13 protein-coding genes and 3 tRNA genes are annotated in these 18,014 nt (G+C 63.5%); 2 read left to right on the top strand and 14 right to left on the bottom strand.

Going from position 1 to position 18,014, the window contains the following annotated elements:
* Window positions 1-11: 11 nt before the first annotated feature.
* The 4 genes from frr to rpsB form a co-directional block, all read right to left on the bottom strand.
* Window positions 12-569, bottom strand: a complete 558-nt coding sequence (gene frr / locus QMA10_RS06585; protein ID WP_290167034.1) for a ribosome recycling factor — start codon at window positions 567-569, stop codon at window positions 12-14.
* A 357-nt stretch (window positions 570-926) separates the two neighbouring features.
* On the bottom strand, window positions 927-1,658 hold the full coding sequence (gene pyrH, locus QMA10_RS06580) for a UMP kinase (RefSeq protein ID WP_290167033.1): 732 nt from the start codon (window positions 1,656-1,658) through the stop codon (window positions 927-929).
* A gap of 134 nt (window positions 1,659-1,792) precedes the next feature.
* Window positions 1,793-2,632 (bottom strand): translation elongation factor Ts, encoded by an 840-nt coding sequence (tsf, locus tag QMA10_RS06575; protein WP_290167032.1) that lies wholly within the window; start codon window positions 2,630-2,632, stop codon window positions 1,793-1,795.
* A 133-nt stretch (window positions 2,633-2,765) separates the two neighbouring features.
* Window positions 2,766-3,623, bottom strand: a complete 858-nt coding sequence (gene rpsB, locus QMA10_RS06570; RefSeq protein ID WP_290167031.1) for a 30S ribosomal protein S2 — start codon at window positions 3,621-3,623, stop codon at window positions 2,766-2,768.
* 425 nt (window positions 3,624-4,048) lie between these two features.
* Here rpsB and QMA10_RS06565 point away from each other — a divergent pair, with 425 nt between their 5' ends.
* Window positions 4,049-4,627 (top strand): M23 family metallopeptidase, encoded by a 579-nt coding sequence (locus tag QMA10_RS06565; RefSeq protein WP_290167030.1) that lies wholly within the window; start codon window positions 4,049-4,051, stop codon window positions 4,625-4,627.
* Window positions 4,628-4,754: 127 nt separating this feature from the next.
* On the opposite strand, the gene QMA10_RS06560 is transcribed toward QMA10_RS06565, so the two are convergent.
* The 8 genes from QMA10_RS06560 to QMA10_RS06525 all read right to left on the bottom strand — a co-directional run bounded on the left by QMA10_RS06560 (window position 4,755) and on the right by QMA10_RS06525 (window position 11,733).
* Window positions 4,755-5,939: an acyl-CoA dehydrogenase family protein gene (locus tag QMA10_RS06560; RefSeq protein ID WP_290167029.1), complete on the bottom strand. Its 1,185-nt coding sequence runs from the start codon at window positions 5,937-5,939 to the stop codon at window positions 4,755-4,757.
* Between the two features lie 212 nt (window positions 5,940-6,151).
* A tRNA-Ile gene (locus tag QMA10_RS06555) sits at window positions 6,152-6,225 on the bottom strand.
* Window positions 6,226-6,326: 101 nt separating this feature from the next.
* Window positions 6,327-7,526, bottom strand: coding sequence for a glycosyltransferase (locus QMA10_RS06550; RefSeq protein ID WP_290167028.1), 1,200 nt, complete (start codon window positions 7,524-7,526; stop codon window positions 6,327-6,329).
* Window positions 7,523-8,464, bottom strand: coding sequence for a DMT family transporter (locus tag QMA10_RS06545; RefSeq protein ID WP_290167027.1), 942 nt, complete (start codon window positions 8,462-8,464; stop codon window positions 7,523-7,525). Before QMA10_RS06545 ends, QMA10_RS06550 begins: the two co-directional genes overlap by 4 nt.
* The gene (locus QMA10_RS06540; protein ID WP_356834016.1) at window positions 8,464-9,084 is read right to left on the bottom strand and encodes a CDP-alcohol phosphatidyltransferase family protein; all 621 of its coding nucleotides are present in this window, start codon (window positions 9,082-9,084) and stop codon (window positions 8,464-8,466) included. The genes QMA10_RS06545 and QMA10_RS06540 overlap by 1 nt, the downstream gene beginning before the upstream one ends.
* A 31-nt stretch (window positions 9,085-9,115) precedes the next feature.
* Window positions 9,116-9,904 carry a phage holin family protein gene (locus QMA10_RS06535; protein WP_290167026.1) on the bottom strand — a complete coding sequence of 263 codons (789 nt, stop codon included), beginning with the start codon at window positions 9,902-9,904 and terminating at the stop codon, window positions 9,116-9,118.
* Between the two features lie 96 nt (window positions 9,905-10,000).
* Window positions 10,001-11,374: a sugar porter family MFS transporter gene (locus tag QMA10_RS06530; protein WP_290167025.1), complete on the bottom strand. Its 1,374-nt coding sequence runs from the start codon at window positions 11,372-11,374 to the stop codon at window positions 10,001-10,003.
* 286 nt (window positions 11,375-11,660) lie between these two features.
* A tRNA-Asn gene (locus QMA10_RS06525) sits at window positions 11,661-11,733 on the bottom strand.
* Window positions 11,734-12,001: 268 nt separating this feature from the next.
* Here QMA10_RS06525 and QMA10_RS06520 point away from each other — a divergent pair.
* The gene (locus tag QMA10_RS06520; RefSeq protein WP_290167024.1) at window positions 12,002-15,637 is read left to right on the top strand and encodes an endo-1,4-beta-xylanase; all 3,636 of its coding nucleotides are present in this window, start codon (window positions 12,002-12,004) and stop codon (window positions 15,635-15,637) included.
* Window positions 15,638-15,729: 92 nt separating this feature from the next.
* Here QMA10_RS06520 and QMA10_RS06515 read toward each other — a convergent pair.
* Together QMA10_RS06515 and dnaG are read right to left on the bottom strand one after the other, a co-directional pair.
* A tRNA-Asn gene (locus tag QMA10_RS06515) sits at window positions 15,730-15,802 on the bottom strand.
* 63 nt (window positions 15,803-15,865) lie between these two features.
* Window positions 15,866-17,872, bottom strand: a complete 2,007-nt coding sequence (dnaG, locus tag QMA10_RS06510) for a DNA primase (protein ID WP_290167023.1) — start codon at window positions 17,870-17,872, stop codon at window positions 15,866-15,868.
* Window positions 17,873-18,014: the final 142 nt, after the last annotated feature.

Genomic DNA, 18,014 nt, shown 5'->3' with positions numbered 1-18,014 from the left:
GTCGTTCCTCATCAGACCTCGAGCAGCTCGGCTTCCTTGCGCTTGAGCAGATCGTCGATGGCCTCGGTGTGGGCCTTCGTCTGCGCGTCGAGGTCCTTCTCGGCACGGGCGCCGTCATCCTCGCCAATCTCGCCGTCTTTAACCAGGCGGTCCAAGGCGTCCTTCGCCTTGCGGCGGATGTTCCGGACCGACACCTTGGCATCTTCGCCCTTGGTCTTGACGATCTTGACGTATTCCTTGCGGCGGTCCTGCGTCAGCTCCGGCATGACAACCCGGATAACCTTGCCGTCGTTGGACGGGTTGGCGCCTACCTCGGAATCGCTCAGGGCACGCTCAATGGCACGCAGGGCGGTGACGTCATACGGGGTGATCAGCAGGGTGCGCGCATCGGGCGTCGCGAAGGACGCCAGCTGCTGCAGCTGGGTGGGAGATCCGTAGTAGTCCACCAGGACCTTGGAGAACAATGCCGGGGTGGCACGGCCGGTGCGGATCGTCGAGAAATCCTCCTTGGCCACTTCCACCGCCTTGTCCATTTTGTCGGTGGCCTCGGCCAGGGTTTCTTCGATCATGATGTCTCCTAACACGCAAAAATTTCCACGCGGTGGTGGCTGGGCTCTCTTATTCATCCTAAGCCAAAAGCCCCGCGGTTCCCTGCACGGGCCTGCGACGCCGAGAGCAAATCCTCCCCGCCTCGCCATCGGGCGACGGCGTGGGGGCGGGAGGCAGCAGGGACCCAACCGGCCGGGGAGGCCCTGGAGGCGCCTGCGGGTGCTGGAAGGCGGGGTGCCTCGACCGCCCCGGAGGGTCTGGAGGAAGGCGGCTTTATTATTCCGGAGGCCGTCCGCGGCCGACGGAATATCGTTGCCGCCGCTCCAGGCCCGCAGGCGCCCGGCCCGGAACCACGGCAACACGGTGAAGCAGTAACGCTAGTTGGAAACGATGGTGCCGATCTTTTCGCCGCGGATAGCGCGGGTGACGTTTCCTTCGCCTTCCATACCAAAGACCACCATGTTCAGGTCATTGTCCTTGCACATGGTCATGGCCGTCTGGTCCATGACGCGGATGTCCTGGCGCAGGGCGTCGTCGTAGGTCAGGGTTTCCAGACGGGTGGCATCGGGGTCCTTGTTGGGGTCCGCGGTGTAAACGCCGTCCACCCCGCTCTTGGCCATCAGGACCTCATCCGCGTGCACCTCAAGGGCACGCTGGGCCGCCACGGTGTCGGTGGAGAAGTACGGCAGCCCTGCACCCGCACCAAAAATCACCACGCGTCCCTTTTCCAGGTGCCGGATGGCGCGCCGCGGAATGTAGGCTTCGGCAACCTGGCCCATGGTGATGGCGCTCTGGACGCGGGTTTCGACGCCGGCCTGTTCCAGGAAGTCCTGAAGGGCCAGACAGTTCATGACGGTGCCCAGCATGCCCATGTAGTCCGCTCGGGAGCGGTCCATGCCGCTCTGGGAGAGTTCAGCTCCGCGGAAGAAGTTTCCCCCGCCCACAACGATGGCGACTTCCACTTCACCAACCGTCGCTGCGATCTGCTTGGCGACGGCGCGGACAGTGTCGGGGTCGACGCCCAGCTTCCCTCCGCCGAAGACTTCCCCGGACAACTTGAGCAGTACGCGGCGTCGCGTCGAATCGGTGTCTTTCAGGACGTGGGCCATGGTGCCTCCCGGGCGTAAGCAGTTCTTAGTACAGAATTTTGAAAAAGGTTTTGGGCAAACAAAAGGGGCGGCCACCAAGGTGACTGCCCCTTTTGTTCATGATGACGTGTCCGTCAGGTCCAGTGCCTTGTGGGCTAGGCGCCTACGCGGAAACGGGCGAAACCGGACGGTGCGGTCCCGGCCTCTTCGAGGACCTTCGCAACGGTCTTCTTGGCGTCCTTCGCGAACGGCTGGTCCAGCAGGACGATTTCCTTGAAGAAACCGGTCAGGCGGCCTTCGACGATCTTGGTCAGCGCGGCTTCGGGCTTGCCCTCGGCGCGTGCCGTCTCGTCGGCGATGCGGCGTTCGTTCTCCACGGTCTCGGCGGGAACTTCTTCACGCGTCAGGTAGGTGGGAGCGTAAGCAGCGGTGTGCACGGCGATATCGTGTGCAGCAGTGCGTGCATCATCGCTGTCGCTGTCGACGGCGAACAGGACGCCAACCTGAGCAGGCAGGTCCTTGGACGTCTTGTGCAGGTAGGCGTCAACGGTCTTGCCCTCGATGCGGGCCACGCGGCGGACGACAACCTTCTCGCCCAGGATTGCGCCTTCTTCGACAACAACCTCGGACAGCGGCTTGCCGTCAACGTTGTAGGCAAGGAGGGTTTCGGCGTCGGCAGCACCGGATTCAACAGCGGCAGCCAGAACCTTGTCAGCCAGTTCGATGAACTTGGCGGACTTGGCCACGAAGTCAGTTTCGCAGTTCAGCTCGATCATGACGCCGACGGTGCCGTCGATAACCTTGGCAGCCACCAGGCCTTCTGCGGTGGAACGGCCTTCACGCTTGGTTGCGCCCTTGAGGCCCTTGATGCGGATGAGCTCCATGGCCTTGTCGGCATCGCCGTTGGCCTCGTCCAGAGCTTTCTTTACATCCATCATGCCGGCGCCGGTGCGCTCGCGCAGTGCCTTGATGTCAGCAGCGGTGTAGTTCGCCATTTGGACTCCAGTCCTCCCGTTATAAGTTTTGGTGAGATTCCGCCAGAGCGGCTGGCCGGAAAGATCCGGCCAGCCGCACCAGCAGATACCCCGGATCACCGTTGCCGGGCAACGGTGATCCGGGAACTTCTATTTACTTCTCTGTTGCGTCCGCGGCGGGGGCAGCAGCCTCGGCCGGAGCTTCTTCAGCGGCAGCTTCTGCAGCCGGAGCTTCAGCGGCGGGTGCAGCTGCACCTTCGAGGAGCTCGCGCTCCCACTCAGCCAGCGGCTCAGCCGCAGCTTCCGTGTTGCCGGACTTGTTGTGGCGGGCGATGAGGCCCTCAGCAACGGCGTCGGCGATAACGCGGGTCAGCAGGTTGACGGAGCGGATGGCGTCGTCGTTGCCCGGGATCGGGAAGTCGACGTCATCGGGATCGCAGTTGCTGTCCAGAATGGCAACAACGGGGATGTTCAGCTTCTTGGCCTCGTCAATGGCGAGGTGTTCCTTCTGGGTATCAACGATCCAGACCACGGACGGAGCCTTGGTCAGGTTGCGGATGCCGCCGAGGTTGGTCTGCAGCTTGGTGAGCTCGCGCTTCAGCAGCAGCAGTTCCTTCTTGGTGTGGCCGGAACCGGCAACATCGTCGAAGTCAATCTCTTCGAGTTCCTTCAGACGCTGGATGCGCTTGGCAACGGTCTGGAAGTTGGTGAGCATACCGCCGAGCCAGCGCTGGTTCACGTACGGCTGGCCAACACGGGTGGCCTGCTCGGCGATGGCTTCCTGAGCCTGCTTCTTGGTACCGACGAACAGTACGGTTCCGCCGTGTGCAACGGTGGCCTTGACGAACTCGTAGGCGCGGTCGATGTAGGACAGCGACTGCTGCAGGTCGATGATGTAGATGCCGTTGCGCTCGGTGAAGATGAAACGCTTCATCTTCGGGTTCCAGCGACGGGTCTGGTGTCCAAAGTGGACGCCGCTGTCGAGCAGCTGGCGCATTGTAACGACGGGCATGTCGTCACTCCTTCCGGCAGCAGTCAGGGCCGAAGCACATGGATCCTGCTGCCAATTGACGGTTGATAGCTGTACACCCGGGCGGGTGAAGCTCCTGGTGCCCATCAGCTGGATCAGCATGCATCTCCTGCCGGCTTACCGGACCGATGGAGAGGCACCCCGGCATTTCCTGAGGAAGGGCCGGAATAATTGGGGCACGCGTAGTCAGATTCCAGTGCCGGACACATGCCTGGGTTTCGGTGAAACACGGGCGGCATCCCCCTGCGGGCAGGGAACATGGCACAGCAAACTGCTTCGTCAACTATACACCAGCTGCGGGGCACTTCCGTCCTCCCCAAGAGTCGGCACCGCAGGCGGTGGGCCGGGTTTTCCACTGCCTGGCCGAAAGTCCCGCTCGGCGCAGGGCTGCCGGTTCACGATGGGGCATGAAGATTCAATCCCGGGGCTGGAGCCTGCTGGTTGCTCTTACCCTGCTGCCGGTGCCCGCGGCGGTGCCGTTCGAAGTCCTGAGCCTGCCTTCAGCAGCCGAAAGATTCACTGGCGGCACCGCTCGCGTCCCGACAGGACCCTACGAGCCTGCATGGAGCTGGCCCCTCTCCCCTGCGCCGCAGGTCATCCGGGCCTTCCGGGCGCCGCCGCAGCGCTGGCTGGCCGGCCACCGGGGAGTTGACCTCGCCGCGGTGCCCGGAGCACCGGTGCTCAGTCCGGCAGCGGGGACTGTGGTCTTTGCCGGCTGGGTGGTGGACCGCCCCGTCATGACGGTTGATCTGGGCGGCGGACTCCTGGCGAGCTTTGAACCGGTGGACGCCTCCCTGTCCATCGGTGATCCGGTCACTGAAGGCGAGGTGGTCGGCCTGCTGGCAGGTGCAGGCGCTTCCGGCCACTGTGCCCGGTCCTGCCTGCACTGGGGCGTGCGGCTGGACGGGGAATATGTGAATCCCCTTGACTACGTGACGGACCGCAGGCCCTCAGTGCTGCTGCCGCTGCGGCGGTCCCCGGGCTGATCCGCAACGGAGGACTGCGCTGCTGCGCAGTCGAGAGGGTGATGCAGCGGACCTTTAGTGCAGCGGTCCCTTAACGCAGTGCGGCCAGCCCCCTCGGGGACTGGCCACACATCCGCTCACATCAGGTCTAGACGAACGCCGCTACCCCGGTGATCGCACGGCCGGTCACCAGCGTGTTGATCTCGTAGGTTCCTTCGTAGGAGTAGATCGCTTCGGCATCGGCGAAGATCTTGGCCATGCCGTAGTCCGTGACGATTCCGTTGCCGCCGAGGATGCTGCGGCCCAGGGCCACCGACTCTCGCATGCGTGCCGTAGTGAAGGCCTTGGCCAGCGCGGACTGTTCATCCTTGGCGCGGCCAAGGTCTTCCAGCTGCGCCAGGCGGACCATCATGCCCATGGAGCTGACAGTGTTGCCCAGGATCTTCACGAGCTGCTCCTGGACAAGCTGGAAGGAGGCAAGCGGCTTGCCGAATTGCTGACGCTCCACGGCATATTTGCGGGCCACGTCGAAGGCCGCCATCTGCTGGCCCACTGCCTGCCAGGCCACGGCAAGGCGGGTGACCTTGAGGACCTTGTTGGTGTCCTTGAAGCTGTTGGCGCCCTTCAGGTGGAAGTCATCGCTGACTACCACGTTGTCCAGGACAATGTCGGCGTTCTGCACCGTGCGGAGGGCAATCTTGTTTTCGATCTTCGTGGCACTGTAGCCCTCGGTCTTGGTGTCCACAAGGAAACCCTTGACCTGGTTGTCCGCAACGTCGCGGGCGTAGACGACAACCCAGTCTGAGAAGGTGGCGTTGCCGATCCAGCGCTTTTCGCCGTTGAGGATCCACTTGTCACCGTCACGGCGTGCCGTGGTACGGGTTCCGCCGGCAACATCGGATCCGCCCAGCGGCTCGGTCAGGCCGAAGGCACCGATCTTCTTCATCGAATAGATATCCGGCAGCCAGGCTGCCTTCTGCTCCTCGGAGGCCAGTGCCTCAATGGAGCCGGTGAACAGGCCGTCATGCACACCCAGGAACGTTGCAAAGGACGTGTCGGCACGGGTGAACTCGGCATGGCAAAGGCCGGCGAAGAGGTTCGAGTGGCCCTGGCGGTAGACCGGGCTCATGACATCCAGCTCGGCGATCCTGGGGATCATGTGGTGCGGGAACTCACCGGCGTTCCACCAGTCCGCAGCGTGCGGGGTGACCTCTGCCTTCAACCAGGCGCGGACCTCAAGAAGGCGGTCCCGCTCCTTGTCGGAGAGGAGCTCCTCGAATGCGTAGAAGTCGCCGTCCGCGTACGGGAGATTGTCGACGTCGATAGTTGCCATGGAAATATCCTTCGCTGCTGATCATCAGTGATCTGTAGGCTGTGAAGCCGGTCTCATCCATGTTACCCGCCAGTAACATGATGTACAACACGATTGTCTCCGGCTGGACGACGGTCAGCCGCGGGGCAAAAGAAAACACCCCGGTCCGAAGACCGGGGTGCTACCCGTGCCGCAGCTCATCCGTAAACGATGTCCCGGCTCATTACACAAAGTAGGGCTGGTGGGGCTTGAACCCACGACCCACGGATTATGAGTCCGCTGCTCTGACCAGCTGAGCTACAGCCCCTCAACGCCCGCATGCGGGCGGTGCTGCGACGAACGCAACATGGACATCCTAGTGGCAGGAATGTCCCTCCCACCAATCCGGCGGGAGGGATGCGCTGTCAGCTAGAGGGCTCCCTGGCCCAGCGGCCGTCCGTAGTACAGGTCCTCAAAGGTGGACAACGTGGCGTCCAGGCTGTGACGCTCCACCATGCAGCGGCTGTGCGCGCCCATGGCGGCGCGTTCCTCGGAGTCCAGCTCAAGGATGGACGTCAGCCGCTCACCGAGCTCATCGCTGTTGCCCGGTTCAAACAGGTAACCGTTGCGTCCCGGGTCGACCAGGTGCGGCAGGGCCATCGCATCAGCCAAAAGCACCGGGGTGGACGCGGACATCGCCTCAAGCGTCACCAGTGACTGGAGTTCAGCGGTGCCCGGCATCACGAACACATCCGCCCGGAGGTAGGCCTTCCGCAGGTCAGCGTCGGACACGAGGCCGTGGAACACCACCCGGTTTTCCAGGCCCAGCCGCTTCACCTGTGCCTGCAGGCTGCTCTTGACCTCGCCGCCGCCAATGATGTCAGCGTGGACGTTCAGGTGGGCCGGAACCTTCGCGACAGCGTCGATCAGCACGTCAACGTGCTTTTCCTCCGCCAACCTGCCAACAAACAGCACGGTGGGGTGATCGCGGGGTTCGATCCATTCCCCGGGCTGCAGTTCGTAGACCGATGCGTCGATTCCGTTGGACAGCGGCAGCACATCATGCAGGAAGGCGTGGTCATGCATGGCCTTCGCAGCCAGCGGCGTGGGCGTGGTGACAACTGCGGCACGGCCCATGACCTTACCCATGTCCTTCCACGAGTTCTTGGCAACGATGTTCTTGAACCAGCGCGGGAACGGCAGGAAAGGATCGAGGTTCGCGGGCATGAAGTGGTTGGTGGCAATGACGCGGATCCCCCGCTTCTCCGCCTCGTACAGCGTGTACTCCCCCACCATGTAATGGCACTGGATGTGGACCACATCCGGCTGCACCCGGTCAAAGAGCAGGCTGATTTCCTTCTTGATCTCCCACGGCAGGCAGATGCGCCAGTACTCGTGGGTTGGGACACCGTGGGACCGAAGCCGGTGCACGGGCCAGTCGCCGTCCAGATCGCTGCGGCTGGGGCCGTCGACGTCGTTGGGAGCCAGGACGTGAACGTCATGGCCCCGTCCGTTCAATCCGCGGGCCAGCCGGTAGCCGAACTGGGCGGCTCCGTTCAGGTGCGGCGGGTAGGTGTCGCACGCAATGAGGATGGTCAGCGGTTTGTCGGCCGATGCGTCGTCGGTCACAGGGAGCCCCTCTTTTGGTCTTTCGATGTTTTTGCAGCACCTTGCTTTTGCCGGCGCCGTGCCTCTGCCCGCCTTTGGATGACGTCCGGATGGTACCGGGACAGGGCAACGACCCCCACGATAGCAATCAAAGCTGCGACCCCCATGGCAACGCCCGCCACGGCGGGCACGTCAGGGACGAGCTCATGAAGCACCCCGATACCGATGGCGATGCCCACCATCGGATCGATCACGGTCAATCCGGCGATCACGAGATCGGGCGGGCCGCTGGAGTAGGCGCTTTGCACGAACCAGGCCCCGAGCCCGCCGGCGACGGCGATGCCCAGGAGCGTGTACCACGGAACGTTGAACAGGAACCGGCCGTTGGGATTGAACAGATCCGCCGCAATGACTTTGGTCAGCACCGCCACAAAACCAAACAGGACTCCGGCGCCCACGATGAAGCCGATCGCGCCGATCCGCCGCCCGAACAGTACGTTTAATGTGCCGAAAAACACCACGGCCACGGCGAGGAGCATCACGATGGTCAGCTCCTGTCCGGGCCGGACCTCGCGCTGGCCACGGGTGACGCCGACGGCGAGGGAGACAAAGAGGGCGCTGCCCACCACGCACGCCACGATGGCTACGACGGTGATGCGGTTCATCCGCAGGCCCTGGTCCCTGGAATTCACAATGGTGGTGATGACCAGCGCAATGGAGCCGATGGGCTGGACCACCGTCAGCGGAGCCAGCGTCAGCGCCGTGACGTTCAGGGCGGTGCCCACCCCCAGGAGAAACAGTCCCAGGAGCCAGCGGGGATTGCGCAGCAGCCGCAGCAGCTGCGATGAGCGCAGCTCCAGCCCGCCGGTGTCGGCGCTGACCGCGCTTCCCTGCCTCTGGGCGCCGAAAGCCAGGAACACCGCGCTGGCCAGAGCACACGTGATGGCAATGCCGACCATTAGCCGTTCCCGGCCGCAACGCGTTCCCGGGCATGCTTACGCCAGGCCGCGCGCAGATAGCCTGCCCCTGCAAGAACGTGGCCAATGCAGCCGAGCAGAATCACTGCCGTCCCCGCCGCAGACAGCCAGGGGTAATCGAATCCCGGAACCCGCTGGAGCAGCAGCATCGGAGCGCCGAGCAGCAGCAGGGCAGTCCGGATCTTCCCGATGTTGCTGACGGGGAGGTTGGGGCTGCCGCGGAACAGCACCAGAGCGTTGACGATGAGGACGGCATCCGGAATCACGATCGACAGGACCAGCCACGACGGTGCAATCCCGTCCACTACGAAGGTCACCGCTACAACGATCAGTGCCAGGCGGTCAGCCACCGGGTCCAGCCATTTGCCGACCCGGGACACCTGCCCCAGCCGGCGCGCCAGATATCCGTCCACCCAGTCAGTGGAACCTACGGTTACAAGGGTGATGAACGCCGGCCCGTACTCGTCACGGACAATGAACCAGACAAACAGCGGTACTCCGAAAAAGCGAAGGACCGTGATCAGGTTCGGAACGGTCCAGAAGGTGTCCAGTTCCGCTGGCGCGCGGCCCGGACGCGTCCCCGCACCGATCAGTCTGATCACGGCCCACTCCCCTTGTCAGCGATAACGGGACCTATTTTTGCGAGAGCCTGCGCAGCATAATGACCAGGGCGAGCAGCGATGCCGCCAGCACCGTCAGAGGCTGCCAGCGTTCCTTGATCAGGGCCATGATTTCGTCGCTGGACGACGCCGTGCCCTTCCCCTCGGAGCCGGAGCTGCGGTGCTGGGCGGCACGGCGCGCCTTGAGTTCCTGGATCTGTTCCTTGATGTCGGCCTTCTCGCCCAGTCCGTCCCGGACGGCAGCCATGTGTTCGCGGCGCTGCCGGGTGCGGGTGCGCAGTTCCTCGGGCGTGGCCTGCTTGGGGGCGTCGTCGTCGTTCTTCTTCTTGTCTTTGTCCTTATTCTTGTCCTTGGGCTCCGCAGGCTTCTTCTCCAGCGTGGCCGGGTCAAAGCTGCGTCCTTCCTTAAGGACCCCAAGGTCATACCGAAGGCCGTAGATCGCTTCCTCGGGAAGAAGCGGCAGGGTCTTCTTGAACCGGCTGTAACCGATCAAACCGCCCGCTGCGGCAATGATCAGGAACAGCAGGGCCACCAGCAGGGCGGCAAGCCACCCCGACATGATGGTGCCAAGGCCAAGGATGGCGGCGACAACCAGCGCAACAGCCAGGCCCGCGATGAAGAGCAGCGCAACCACCATGAATGCTGCGGCGATTCCGGCCTTGACGCCCTTCTGCTTCATTTCGGCAGAGGCCAAACCAAGCTCATCCGTCAGCTGGCGGGGGGTCAGCCGGGCCATGACTTTCGCTAAACCGACCAGCGAGGAATTCCCTGCGGTCCTTCTTGTACTAGCGGAGCGTTTCATTCGCCCAGCCTCCGTCCCCTGATTATTCTTCGCCGTTGCCATTACCCAAAATTACCATTGTCCACAGCTTTCACATTGTGAACAGCGGGATCCCGTCTAAGTGGTTTCCAGCCCTTCCCGATCCTCAAGGTCCCGGCCGGAGAACTCCGGCAGCTTTGTCTTGACGAACCAGAACGAGATCACGGCAAAGATGGTGAAGATGGCGTACATGATCCAAACCCCGAAGTTGTCGCTCACCCAGGGGAAGGACAGGGTGACGATGAAGTTGAAAATCCAGTTGACCATCGCGCCCAGACCGAGGGCCAGGGAACGGATATTGTTCGGGAAGATCTCACCGAGGGTGACCCACATGACAGGCCCCCAGGTGGCGGCAAAGAAGATGACGAAAAGGTTTGCGCCCACGAGGGCTACGGGTCCCCAGATACCGGCCAGTTCGACGCTGTCGCCAACGCCTTCGGCCTGAGAGAAGGAGACCGTTGCCATCAGCAGGCCCACGAACATGCCCGCGGAACCAATCATCAACAGCTTGCGGCGTCCAATCCGGTCCACGAAGGCAATGGCGACGATGGTCATGACGACGTTGATCACGGATGTGATAACAGACGTCGTGAACGAGTCGCTTTCGCTGAATCCAACGGACTTCCACAGCGTTGTGGAGTAGTAGAAGATCGCGTTGATACCCACCAGCTGCTGGAATGCTGCAATGGCCATGCCCACCCAAAGAATGGGCTGGAGACCGAACTTGGGTCCGCGCAGATCCCTGAACGTGGGCTTTTCAGTGTTGAAGCTCTGGCGAATCTGCCGGATTTTCAGGTCTGTGTCCCGCACCCCGGAAACGGAGCGCAAAACCTTGGCCGCATCCTCGTCCCGGTTGTGGCGCACAAGATACTGCGGGGATTCGGGGATGGTCAGGGCCAGCACGCCGTAGACAGCGGCGGGAACGACGCCCACCAGCAGCATCCACCGCCAGGCAGCCAGTCCCCACCACAGGTCGCCAAGAGCACTGCCGGCTGCATCGGCCAGGAACGCGTCGGACAGCAGGGCGGCAAAGATGCCGAGGGTAATCGCCAGCTGCTGCACGGAGCCCAGCGCTCCGCGCCATTTGCTAGGGGCAACCTCCGCAATGTAGCCGGGTGCAATGACCGACGCCGTGCCGATGGCGAGGCCGCCGACAAGGCGCCACCACATCAGGTCCCACTCGCTGAAGGCGTAGGCGGAACCCACTGAGTTGGCGGCAAAAAGTATGGCCGCACCCACCATGACTTTCTTCCGTCCCAGCCTGTCCGCCAGCTGACCGGCGAACCAGGCACCCACGGCGCAGCCCAGAAGGGTGATAGCCACGGTGAAGCCCAGCACGCCCGGGCTCAGGGTGAATTCTTCTCCGATGGCGTCCACGGCACCGTTGATGACCGCGGTGTCAAAACCGAACAGCAGGCCGCCCACTGCAGCCGCCACGGTAACTGCGATCACTTTAAACGGGTGGGCCACCTTCTCGGCTTCGCCCGGATTAGGCCCTGGCTGGCTTGCGCCCATGGAAGGTTCCCCTGTCTCTCGTATTGGCTGTGTGGAGTTCCGCCCCAAACCTACTAATCCTACGCATAACCCTAGGCACGGAAGGCCTGCGTGGGAACAGGCCGGAAGGCAGACCCATTCCCAGCACAGAACTCCAGCGACCCGCCTGCGGCCCGGGTGGCCCTCCCGCAGGCAAAAAAATGGCCCCCTGGCAGGCAGGATCTGCCGTTCAGGGGGCCTCTTGCTCCTCCGACTGGACTTGAACCAGTAACCCTTCGATTAACAGTCGAATGCTCTGCCAATTGAGCTACGGAGGAAAGCGCGAGTTCTACTATACAGGGTTTTTGGTGTGCACATGCACATCTTGGTGTGTTTCGAATCTCATGTGCGGATATCAATACCAATATCAGCCCCGGGCCCGCAAGGGCAAGAGACGGGTGGGTTTATCCGTCAACAACAGGTGTTTCTGTTGACCCGGCCGGCGGGCGTTCATACCGTTCCCCACGGCGCTGCGCGCGCTTCGAGCCTAACGCCAACTGTGGCTGCCGTCCCGGCGGTCCCGCACTGTACTCAAGGGAGAGTTCCATGAAGACACCGCGTTTACTCACCGCTCTTTTTCTCACCTCGGCGCTGGTTCTGCCGACGGTTCCGGCGGTGGCCGTGCAGCAGGACGGCAAAGGTCCGCCCGGGCAGTCCAAACATGACACCCTGCGCAAAGCTGCGCCCAAGGACTTCAAGATTGGTTCAGCCGTTGCCGGCGGAGGCCATCACGAGACCCAGGACTACCCCGACCCATTTACCTACGACAAGGAATACCGCAGGAAACTCGCGTCCGAGTTCAATTCAGTGTCACCGGAGAACCAGTCGAAGTGGGAATTCATCCATCCGGAGAAGGACGTCTACCGCTTCGCTGAAATGGATTCGATTGTCCGGTTCGCCCAGAAGAACAAGCAGGCGGTCCGCGGCCACACTCTCTTCTGGCACAGCCAGAATCCCCAGTGGCTGGAGCAGGGAGACTTCACGAAGGACGAGCTCCGCGCGATCCTCAAGGACCATGTGCAGACCGTGGTGGGCAGGTACGCCGGCAAAATCCAGCAGTGGGACGTAGCCAATGAGATCTTCAACGACGACGGGACCCTGCGCAGCACCGAAAACATCTGGCTCCGGGAGCTGGGACCGGACATCATTGCCGACGTCTTCCGTTGGGCACACGAGGCGGACCCGTCGGCGAAGCTGTTCTTCAACGACTTCGGGGTCGAAGACATCAACGCCAAGAGCAACGCCTACCTCGAACTCATCCCCCGGCTCCAGGCGCAGGGCGTGCAGGTTGACGGCTTCGCCATCCAGGGGCACCTGAGCACCCGTTACGGTTTCCCCTCACAGTTGCAGGCCAACCTGCAGCGCTTTGACGACCTGGGGCTGGAAACCGCAATTACGGAAATAGACGTCCGGATGGATGTTGCGGCCGGCACCGAGCCGACGGCTGAGCAGCTTGAGCAGCAGGCGGATTATTACCAGCGTGCCCTCAAATCCTGCCTGTCGGTTGAGGACTGCAACTCTTTCACCATTTGGGGCTTCACGGACAAGTACTCCTGGGTCCCGGTGTTCTTTGCCGGAGAGGGCGAGGCAACCGTCATGGAGGAGGACTTCACGCGGAAGCCGGCGTACTACGCCCTGAGGAACACCTTGAAGGATCCATCTTCTGTTCCTGATGAAGGCGGACCGCAGCCGCCAAGCCCGGATCCCGCCTTCATCCCCGGGGGTGCCGAAAACCCGACGACGACGCCGATCGCAGCCTCACGCGGCACGGGCAACTCCGTGTCGCTCACCTTCGATGACGGGCCCAATCCCGGTGAAACCGACGTTGTCCTCGATTTCCTCAAGGACAAGGGCATCACCGCAACCTTCTGCGTCATCGGACAGAACATCAAGGCCCCCAATGGAGCCGAGCTGCTGAAGCGGATGGTCAGTGAGGGCCACACGCTGTGCAACCACGGCACCACATACGCGGACATGGGCTCGTGGACCCGGGAGCAGATTGAAACTGACCTCTTGGAAAACCTCCGTATCATCCGTGAAGCCGCAGGCACGCCTGATCTGCAGGTCCCCTATTTTCGGGCACCGAACGGAAGCTGGGGAGTCACCGGCGAAGTCGCTGCTGCGCTGGGCATGCAGCCGCTGGGGCTCGGCAATGTCATCTTCGACTGGGACGGCAATGACCTCAGCGAAGCTACCCTCACGGCGAACCTCCGCACCGCGTTCACTCCCGGCGCGGTGGTGCTGGCGCACGATGGCGGAGGAGACCGGGCCAATACGGTGAAGGCAGTTACTACGGTTGTGACCGAGAAGCTCGCCCAAGGGTGGACGTTCGCCCTTCCGGAGGGCGGCGCCGCAGAGGAAACTCCCGGCGGTGTGTCCTCGGATTTCGAGACCGGAACCGACGGCTGGACCCCGCGCGGGGACGGCGTGCTGCTTGCACAGAGCACTGATGCCCGCACCGGGACCGGAAGCCTGCTGGTCACGAACCGTTCCCAGGACTGGCACGGCGCGGCACTCGACGTTACCGCCGCTCTGCCTGCCGGCACCGCTGTCCGCATCTCCGCCTGGGTGAAACTCGCCCCCGGACAGCAGCCGGCGTCGCTGAAGATCTCCGTCCAACGTGACAGCGGGGGCGGCACCGCCTATGAGGGCGTTGCGGGTGCGTCTGCCGCTGTCACTGCCGACGGCTGGACCGAGCTGACGGGCACCTACACCCTTGCTGCGGCAGTGGACAAAGCACAGGTGTACGTCGAAGGACCGGCCGGGGCGGATTATTTGATCGATGATTTTAGCCTCGCGGCGGTTCCCGAAATCCCCATACAAACCGATGTCCCCGCTTTGAAGGATGTCCTCGGGGCGCAGGGAATTGAACACGTGGGAGCGGCGATCGACGCACGCGAGACAACAGGCAGCGCAGCGAACCTCCTGCGGAAGCATTTCAATGCCTTCACGCCGGAGAACACCGCCAAGCCCGAAAGCGTGCAGCCCGTTGAGGGGCAGTTCACTTTCACCCAGCTGGATCAGCTGCTGGATTTCGCGGACGCCAACAACGTGCAGGTGTACGGGCATGTGCTGGTGTGGCATTCCCAAACCCCGGAGTGGTTCTTCAAGGACGGCACCCGGGACCTGACCCGCAATCCAGCCGACCGCGCACTGCTGAAGGCCCGCATGGAGGCCCACATCAAGGGCATCGCGGATCACATTAACGCCCGCTACCCGAACGGGGACAGCCCCATCTGGGCCTGGGACGTGGTCAACGAAACGATCGCTGACGGCGACACGGCCAACCCGCACGATATGCGGGACAGCCGCTGGTTCCAGATCCTTGGTGAGCGCTACGTAGATGAAGCGTTCCGGCTGGCCGACCGGTACTTCCCGGAGGCCAAGCTCTTCATCAATGACTACAACACCGAAATGCCCGCAAAGCGCGCGGACTATCTTGATCTGATCCGTTCGCTGGAGGCCCGGGGCGTGCCCATTGACGGCGTGGGGCATCAGGCCCATGTCGACGTCGCCCGCCCGGTCCAATGGCTCGAGGACTCAATCCGGGCTGTTGAAAAGATCAACCCTGATCTTCTTCAGGCCATCACTGAACTCGACGTGAACGCCTCCACCGAGAACCAGGGTGCGGATGTTGGCGGAGCTCCCGTGGATCCCTACAAGCCGGCCTTCGAGAACGACGCCGATGCCGCAGCCGAAGTGGGTTATTACTACCGTGACCTGTTCGCCATGCTGCGCCGGCAAAGCGCGGCAATCGATTCGGTGACGTTCTGGGGCATCAGCAATGCACGCAGCTGGCTGCGGACATGGCCGATGGCCCGGCCGTGGGAGCAGCCGCTCCCGTTCGACGATGACCTGCAGGTCACACCGGCCTACTGGGGAATCACGGACCCGTCACAGCTCCCGGCGAGGCCCGCTGACGTCCTGGCTCCGCGGATCGCCGACCAGCCGGACGTGGTGGCTTACGCCAAGCGTGCCGGCCGCGTGAAAGTGTCCTACCCGCTGCCCTCGGTGATCGACACCGTTGACGGAAGGGTGCCGGTGAACTGCTCTCCGCGACGCGGCGGTTCCTTTGCCGTGGGAACAACCACTGTCACCTGCACAGCTACGGATGCAGCCGGGAACACTAGGACCAACAGCTTTGACGTGGTGGTGAAGCGCAGACACCACGGAAGGCACTGACCCCCGGCCTGAAGTTCGATTCGCAGGACTCCCGGTAACCCAGAAAAAATGAGGCCCTGACCGGCACACCCGGTCAGGGCCTCATTCATTTGCTCCTCCGACTGGACTTGAACCAGTAACCCTTCGATTAACAGTCGAATGCTCTGCCAATTGAGCTACGGAGGAAAGCGCGAGTACTACTCTACAGAGGTTTTGCGGGGAAGCGAAATCGGCGCCTGCCGCCGGCTCCTACTGGTCTCCCCGCAACGCCCTGCGCTGCATTTCCAGCTCCATCAGCTCCCGGTTCAGCTGCTGGAACAGCGCCGGATCCGCCGACGGATCCAGCCGCTGCAGCTGGCCCAGTTTCTCGGCCTTCAGATGTGTCACCTGCAGTTCGAAGAGACGGTTGAGGATATCCCGGCAGTACCGCTGAAGGGCGTCATTGTCACGGGCATGCAGCGGAGTGACCGCCAGCTCGCTGACGATGTCCCGCAGGGTGTCCGGCAGTTCCTGGCGAACCTGTTCCACCCACTGTGCCGGAGCCGTGCCTGCGTGCCCGGCGGCGATAATGGCGTTGTGCACCGCCAGGTACGCCGGCACGGAGAAGCGGGCCGCTTTGAAGCGTTCCCACTGCCCCTCATCCAGCAACCCGGGCTGCTGCAGGGCAACTTCCAGTGCCTGACGCTCCATCCGGGCCGCCGGATCCCGGGGGTCCGGGCGGGAGAAGGCCGGCTGTTCCAGGACCGGTTCCGGCACGGCCTGGCGGTAACCGCCGCCGTTGTCCCGGGCCTGTTGGTAACCCGGGCGGTTCCCCTGCCGGTCCTGCTGCTGGCCCCGGCGGTCCCGGGACTCGTGCTGGGAGCCGCGGGCGTCGTCGTGCCCGGAAGACGGAGCGGTTTTGCTGTGCACACCGCCTTCCCGCAGCCGCTTGGCTGCGGAGGACACGGCGCGGGTCACGTCGTCGACGTCGGTGCCCAGCCAGCCTGCGAGCTCGCGGGCATAGGCCGGGCGCATGGCTGGATCGCGGATTTCCGCCACCACCGGTGCCGCGGCGCGCAGCGCCTGAACCCGGCCCTCGACAGTGTTGAGGTCGAATTTGCGCAGCGTCGAGCGGATCGAAAACTCAAACAACGGACGCCGGGAGCGGATGAGCTCTGCCACGGCGGTGTCCCCGTGCTTTTGCCGGATGTCACACGGGTCCATGCCCTCCGGGTCCACGGCAACATAGGTCTGTGCTGTGAAACGCTGGTCCAGGTCGAAGGCCCGCAGGGCGGCTTTCTGGCCTGCGGCATCGCCGTCGAAGGTGAAGATCACCTCTCCCCCGGAGCCGTCGTCGGACAGCAGCCGGCGGGCAATCTTGACGTGATCCTCCCCGAAGGCGGTGCCGCAGGTGGCGACGGCGGTGGTGATGCCCGCAAGGTGGCAGGCCATGACGTCCGTATAGCCTTCGACGACGACGATCTGCCGGTCCTTGGCGATGGAGCGTTTGGCCAGGTCGATGCCGTAGAGGACCTGGGATTTCTTGTAGAGCGCGGTTTCGGGGGTGTTCAGGTACTTGGGTCCCTGGTCATCCTCGTAGAGCTTGCGGGCGCCGAACCCGATCACGGCTCCGGTCAGGTCCCGGATGGGCCAGATGAGGCGGCCGCGGAAGCGGTCATAGAAGCGGGAGGCGTCCGAACCGGTGGAGAACATGCCGGTGCCTGCCAGCTCCTCGCGGGTGAACCCCTTCGCGGTGAGGTGCTTGAGGAGCGTGTCCCAGCCCTGCTGTGCATAGCCGACGCCGAAGTGGGCCGCGGCTGCGGGGTCGAAGCCGCGTTCCTGAAGGAAATCGCGGGCGGCCTGGGCGCCCGGAGTCCGCAGCTGCGCGGCGAAAAACTCAGCGGCAATCTTGTGGGCGTCCAGCAGGCGCTGGCGCTTGCCGACATCCTCGCGGCGCGGGCCGGTGCCGCCGTCTTCATAGCGCAGCTCGTACCCGAGCCGGGCGGCGAGCTTCTCCACCGTCTCCGAAAAGGTGCCGTGGTCCATCTTCTGGACAAAGGAGATGACGTCGCCGCTCTCCCCGCAGCCAAAGCAGTGGTAGGTGCCCACCTGCGGCCGGACGTGGAAGGACGGCGAGCGCTCGTCATGGAAAGGGCACAACCCCTTGTAGGAGCCGATGCCGGCGGACTTGAGGGTGACGTAGCCGTCAATCACGGCCTTGATGTCGGTGCGGGAGCGTACTTCGTCAATGTCTTCGCGTTTAATCAGGCCGGCCATGACCCCAGTCTATTCTTCCTGCTCTGCCCGTAGCCCCGGGGTGAGGCGCGGCACGCCCGGCAGCAGCGGGCGAGCCCCTCGCACTCCACCCCCTCCGCTGTCCCTGCCGCCGAACAAACGCTGCCGAACAAACGCCGCCGAA

It is taken from the genome of Arthrobacter sp. APC 3897 (assembly GCF_030407495.1).
Lineage (GTDB): Bacteria > Actinomycetota > Actinomycetes > Actinomycetales > Micrococcaceae > Arthrobacter_B.
This window is presented reverse-complemented; position numbering and strand designations above follow the sequence as displayed.

Bases quoted from the DNA above. Each gene is read 5' to 3' on its own strand.
- frr (WP_290167034.1), bottom strand. From the start codon at position 569: ATGATCGAAGAAACCCTGGCCGAGGCCACCGACAAAATGGACAAGGCG.
- pyrH (WP_290167033.1), bottom strand. From the start codon at position 1,658: ATGGCCCACGTCCTGAAAGACACCGATTCGACGCGACGCCGCGTACTG.
- tsf (WP_290167032.1), bottom strand. From the start codon at position 2,632: ATGGCGAACTACACCGCTGCTGACATCAAGGCACTGCGCGAGCGCACC.
- rpsB (WP_290167031.1), bottom strand. From the start codon at position 3,623: ATGCCCGTCGTTACAATGCGCCAGCTGCTCGACAGCGGCGTCCACTTT.
- QMA10_RS06565 (WP_290167030.1), top strand. From the start codon at position 4,049: ATGAAGATTCAATCCCGGGGCTGGAGCCTGCTGGTTGCTCTTACCCTG.
- QMA10_RS06560 (WP_290167029.1), bottom strand. From the start codon at position 5,939: ATGGCAACTATCGACGTCGACAATCTCCCGTACGCGGACGGCGACTTC.
- QMA10_RS06545 (WP_290167027.1), bottom strand. From the start codon at position 8,464: ATGGTCGGCATTGCCATCACGTGTGCTCTGGCCAGCGCGGTGTTCCTG.
- QMA10_RS06535 (WP_290167026.1), bottom strand. From the start codon at position 9,904: ATGAAACGCTCCGCTAGTACAAGAAGGACCGCAGGGAATTCCTCGCTG.
- QMA10_RS06520 (WP_290167024.1), top strand. From the start codon at position 12,002: ATGAAGACACCGCGTTTACTCACCGCTCTTTTTCTCACCTCGGCGCTG.
- dnaG (WP_290167023.1), bottom strand. From the start codon at position 17,872: ATGGCCGGCCTGATTAAACGCGAAGACATTGACGAAGTACGCTCCCGC.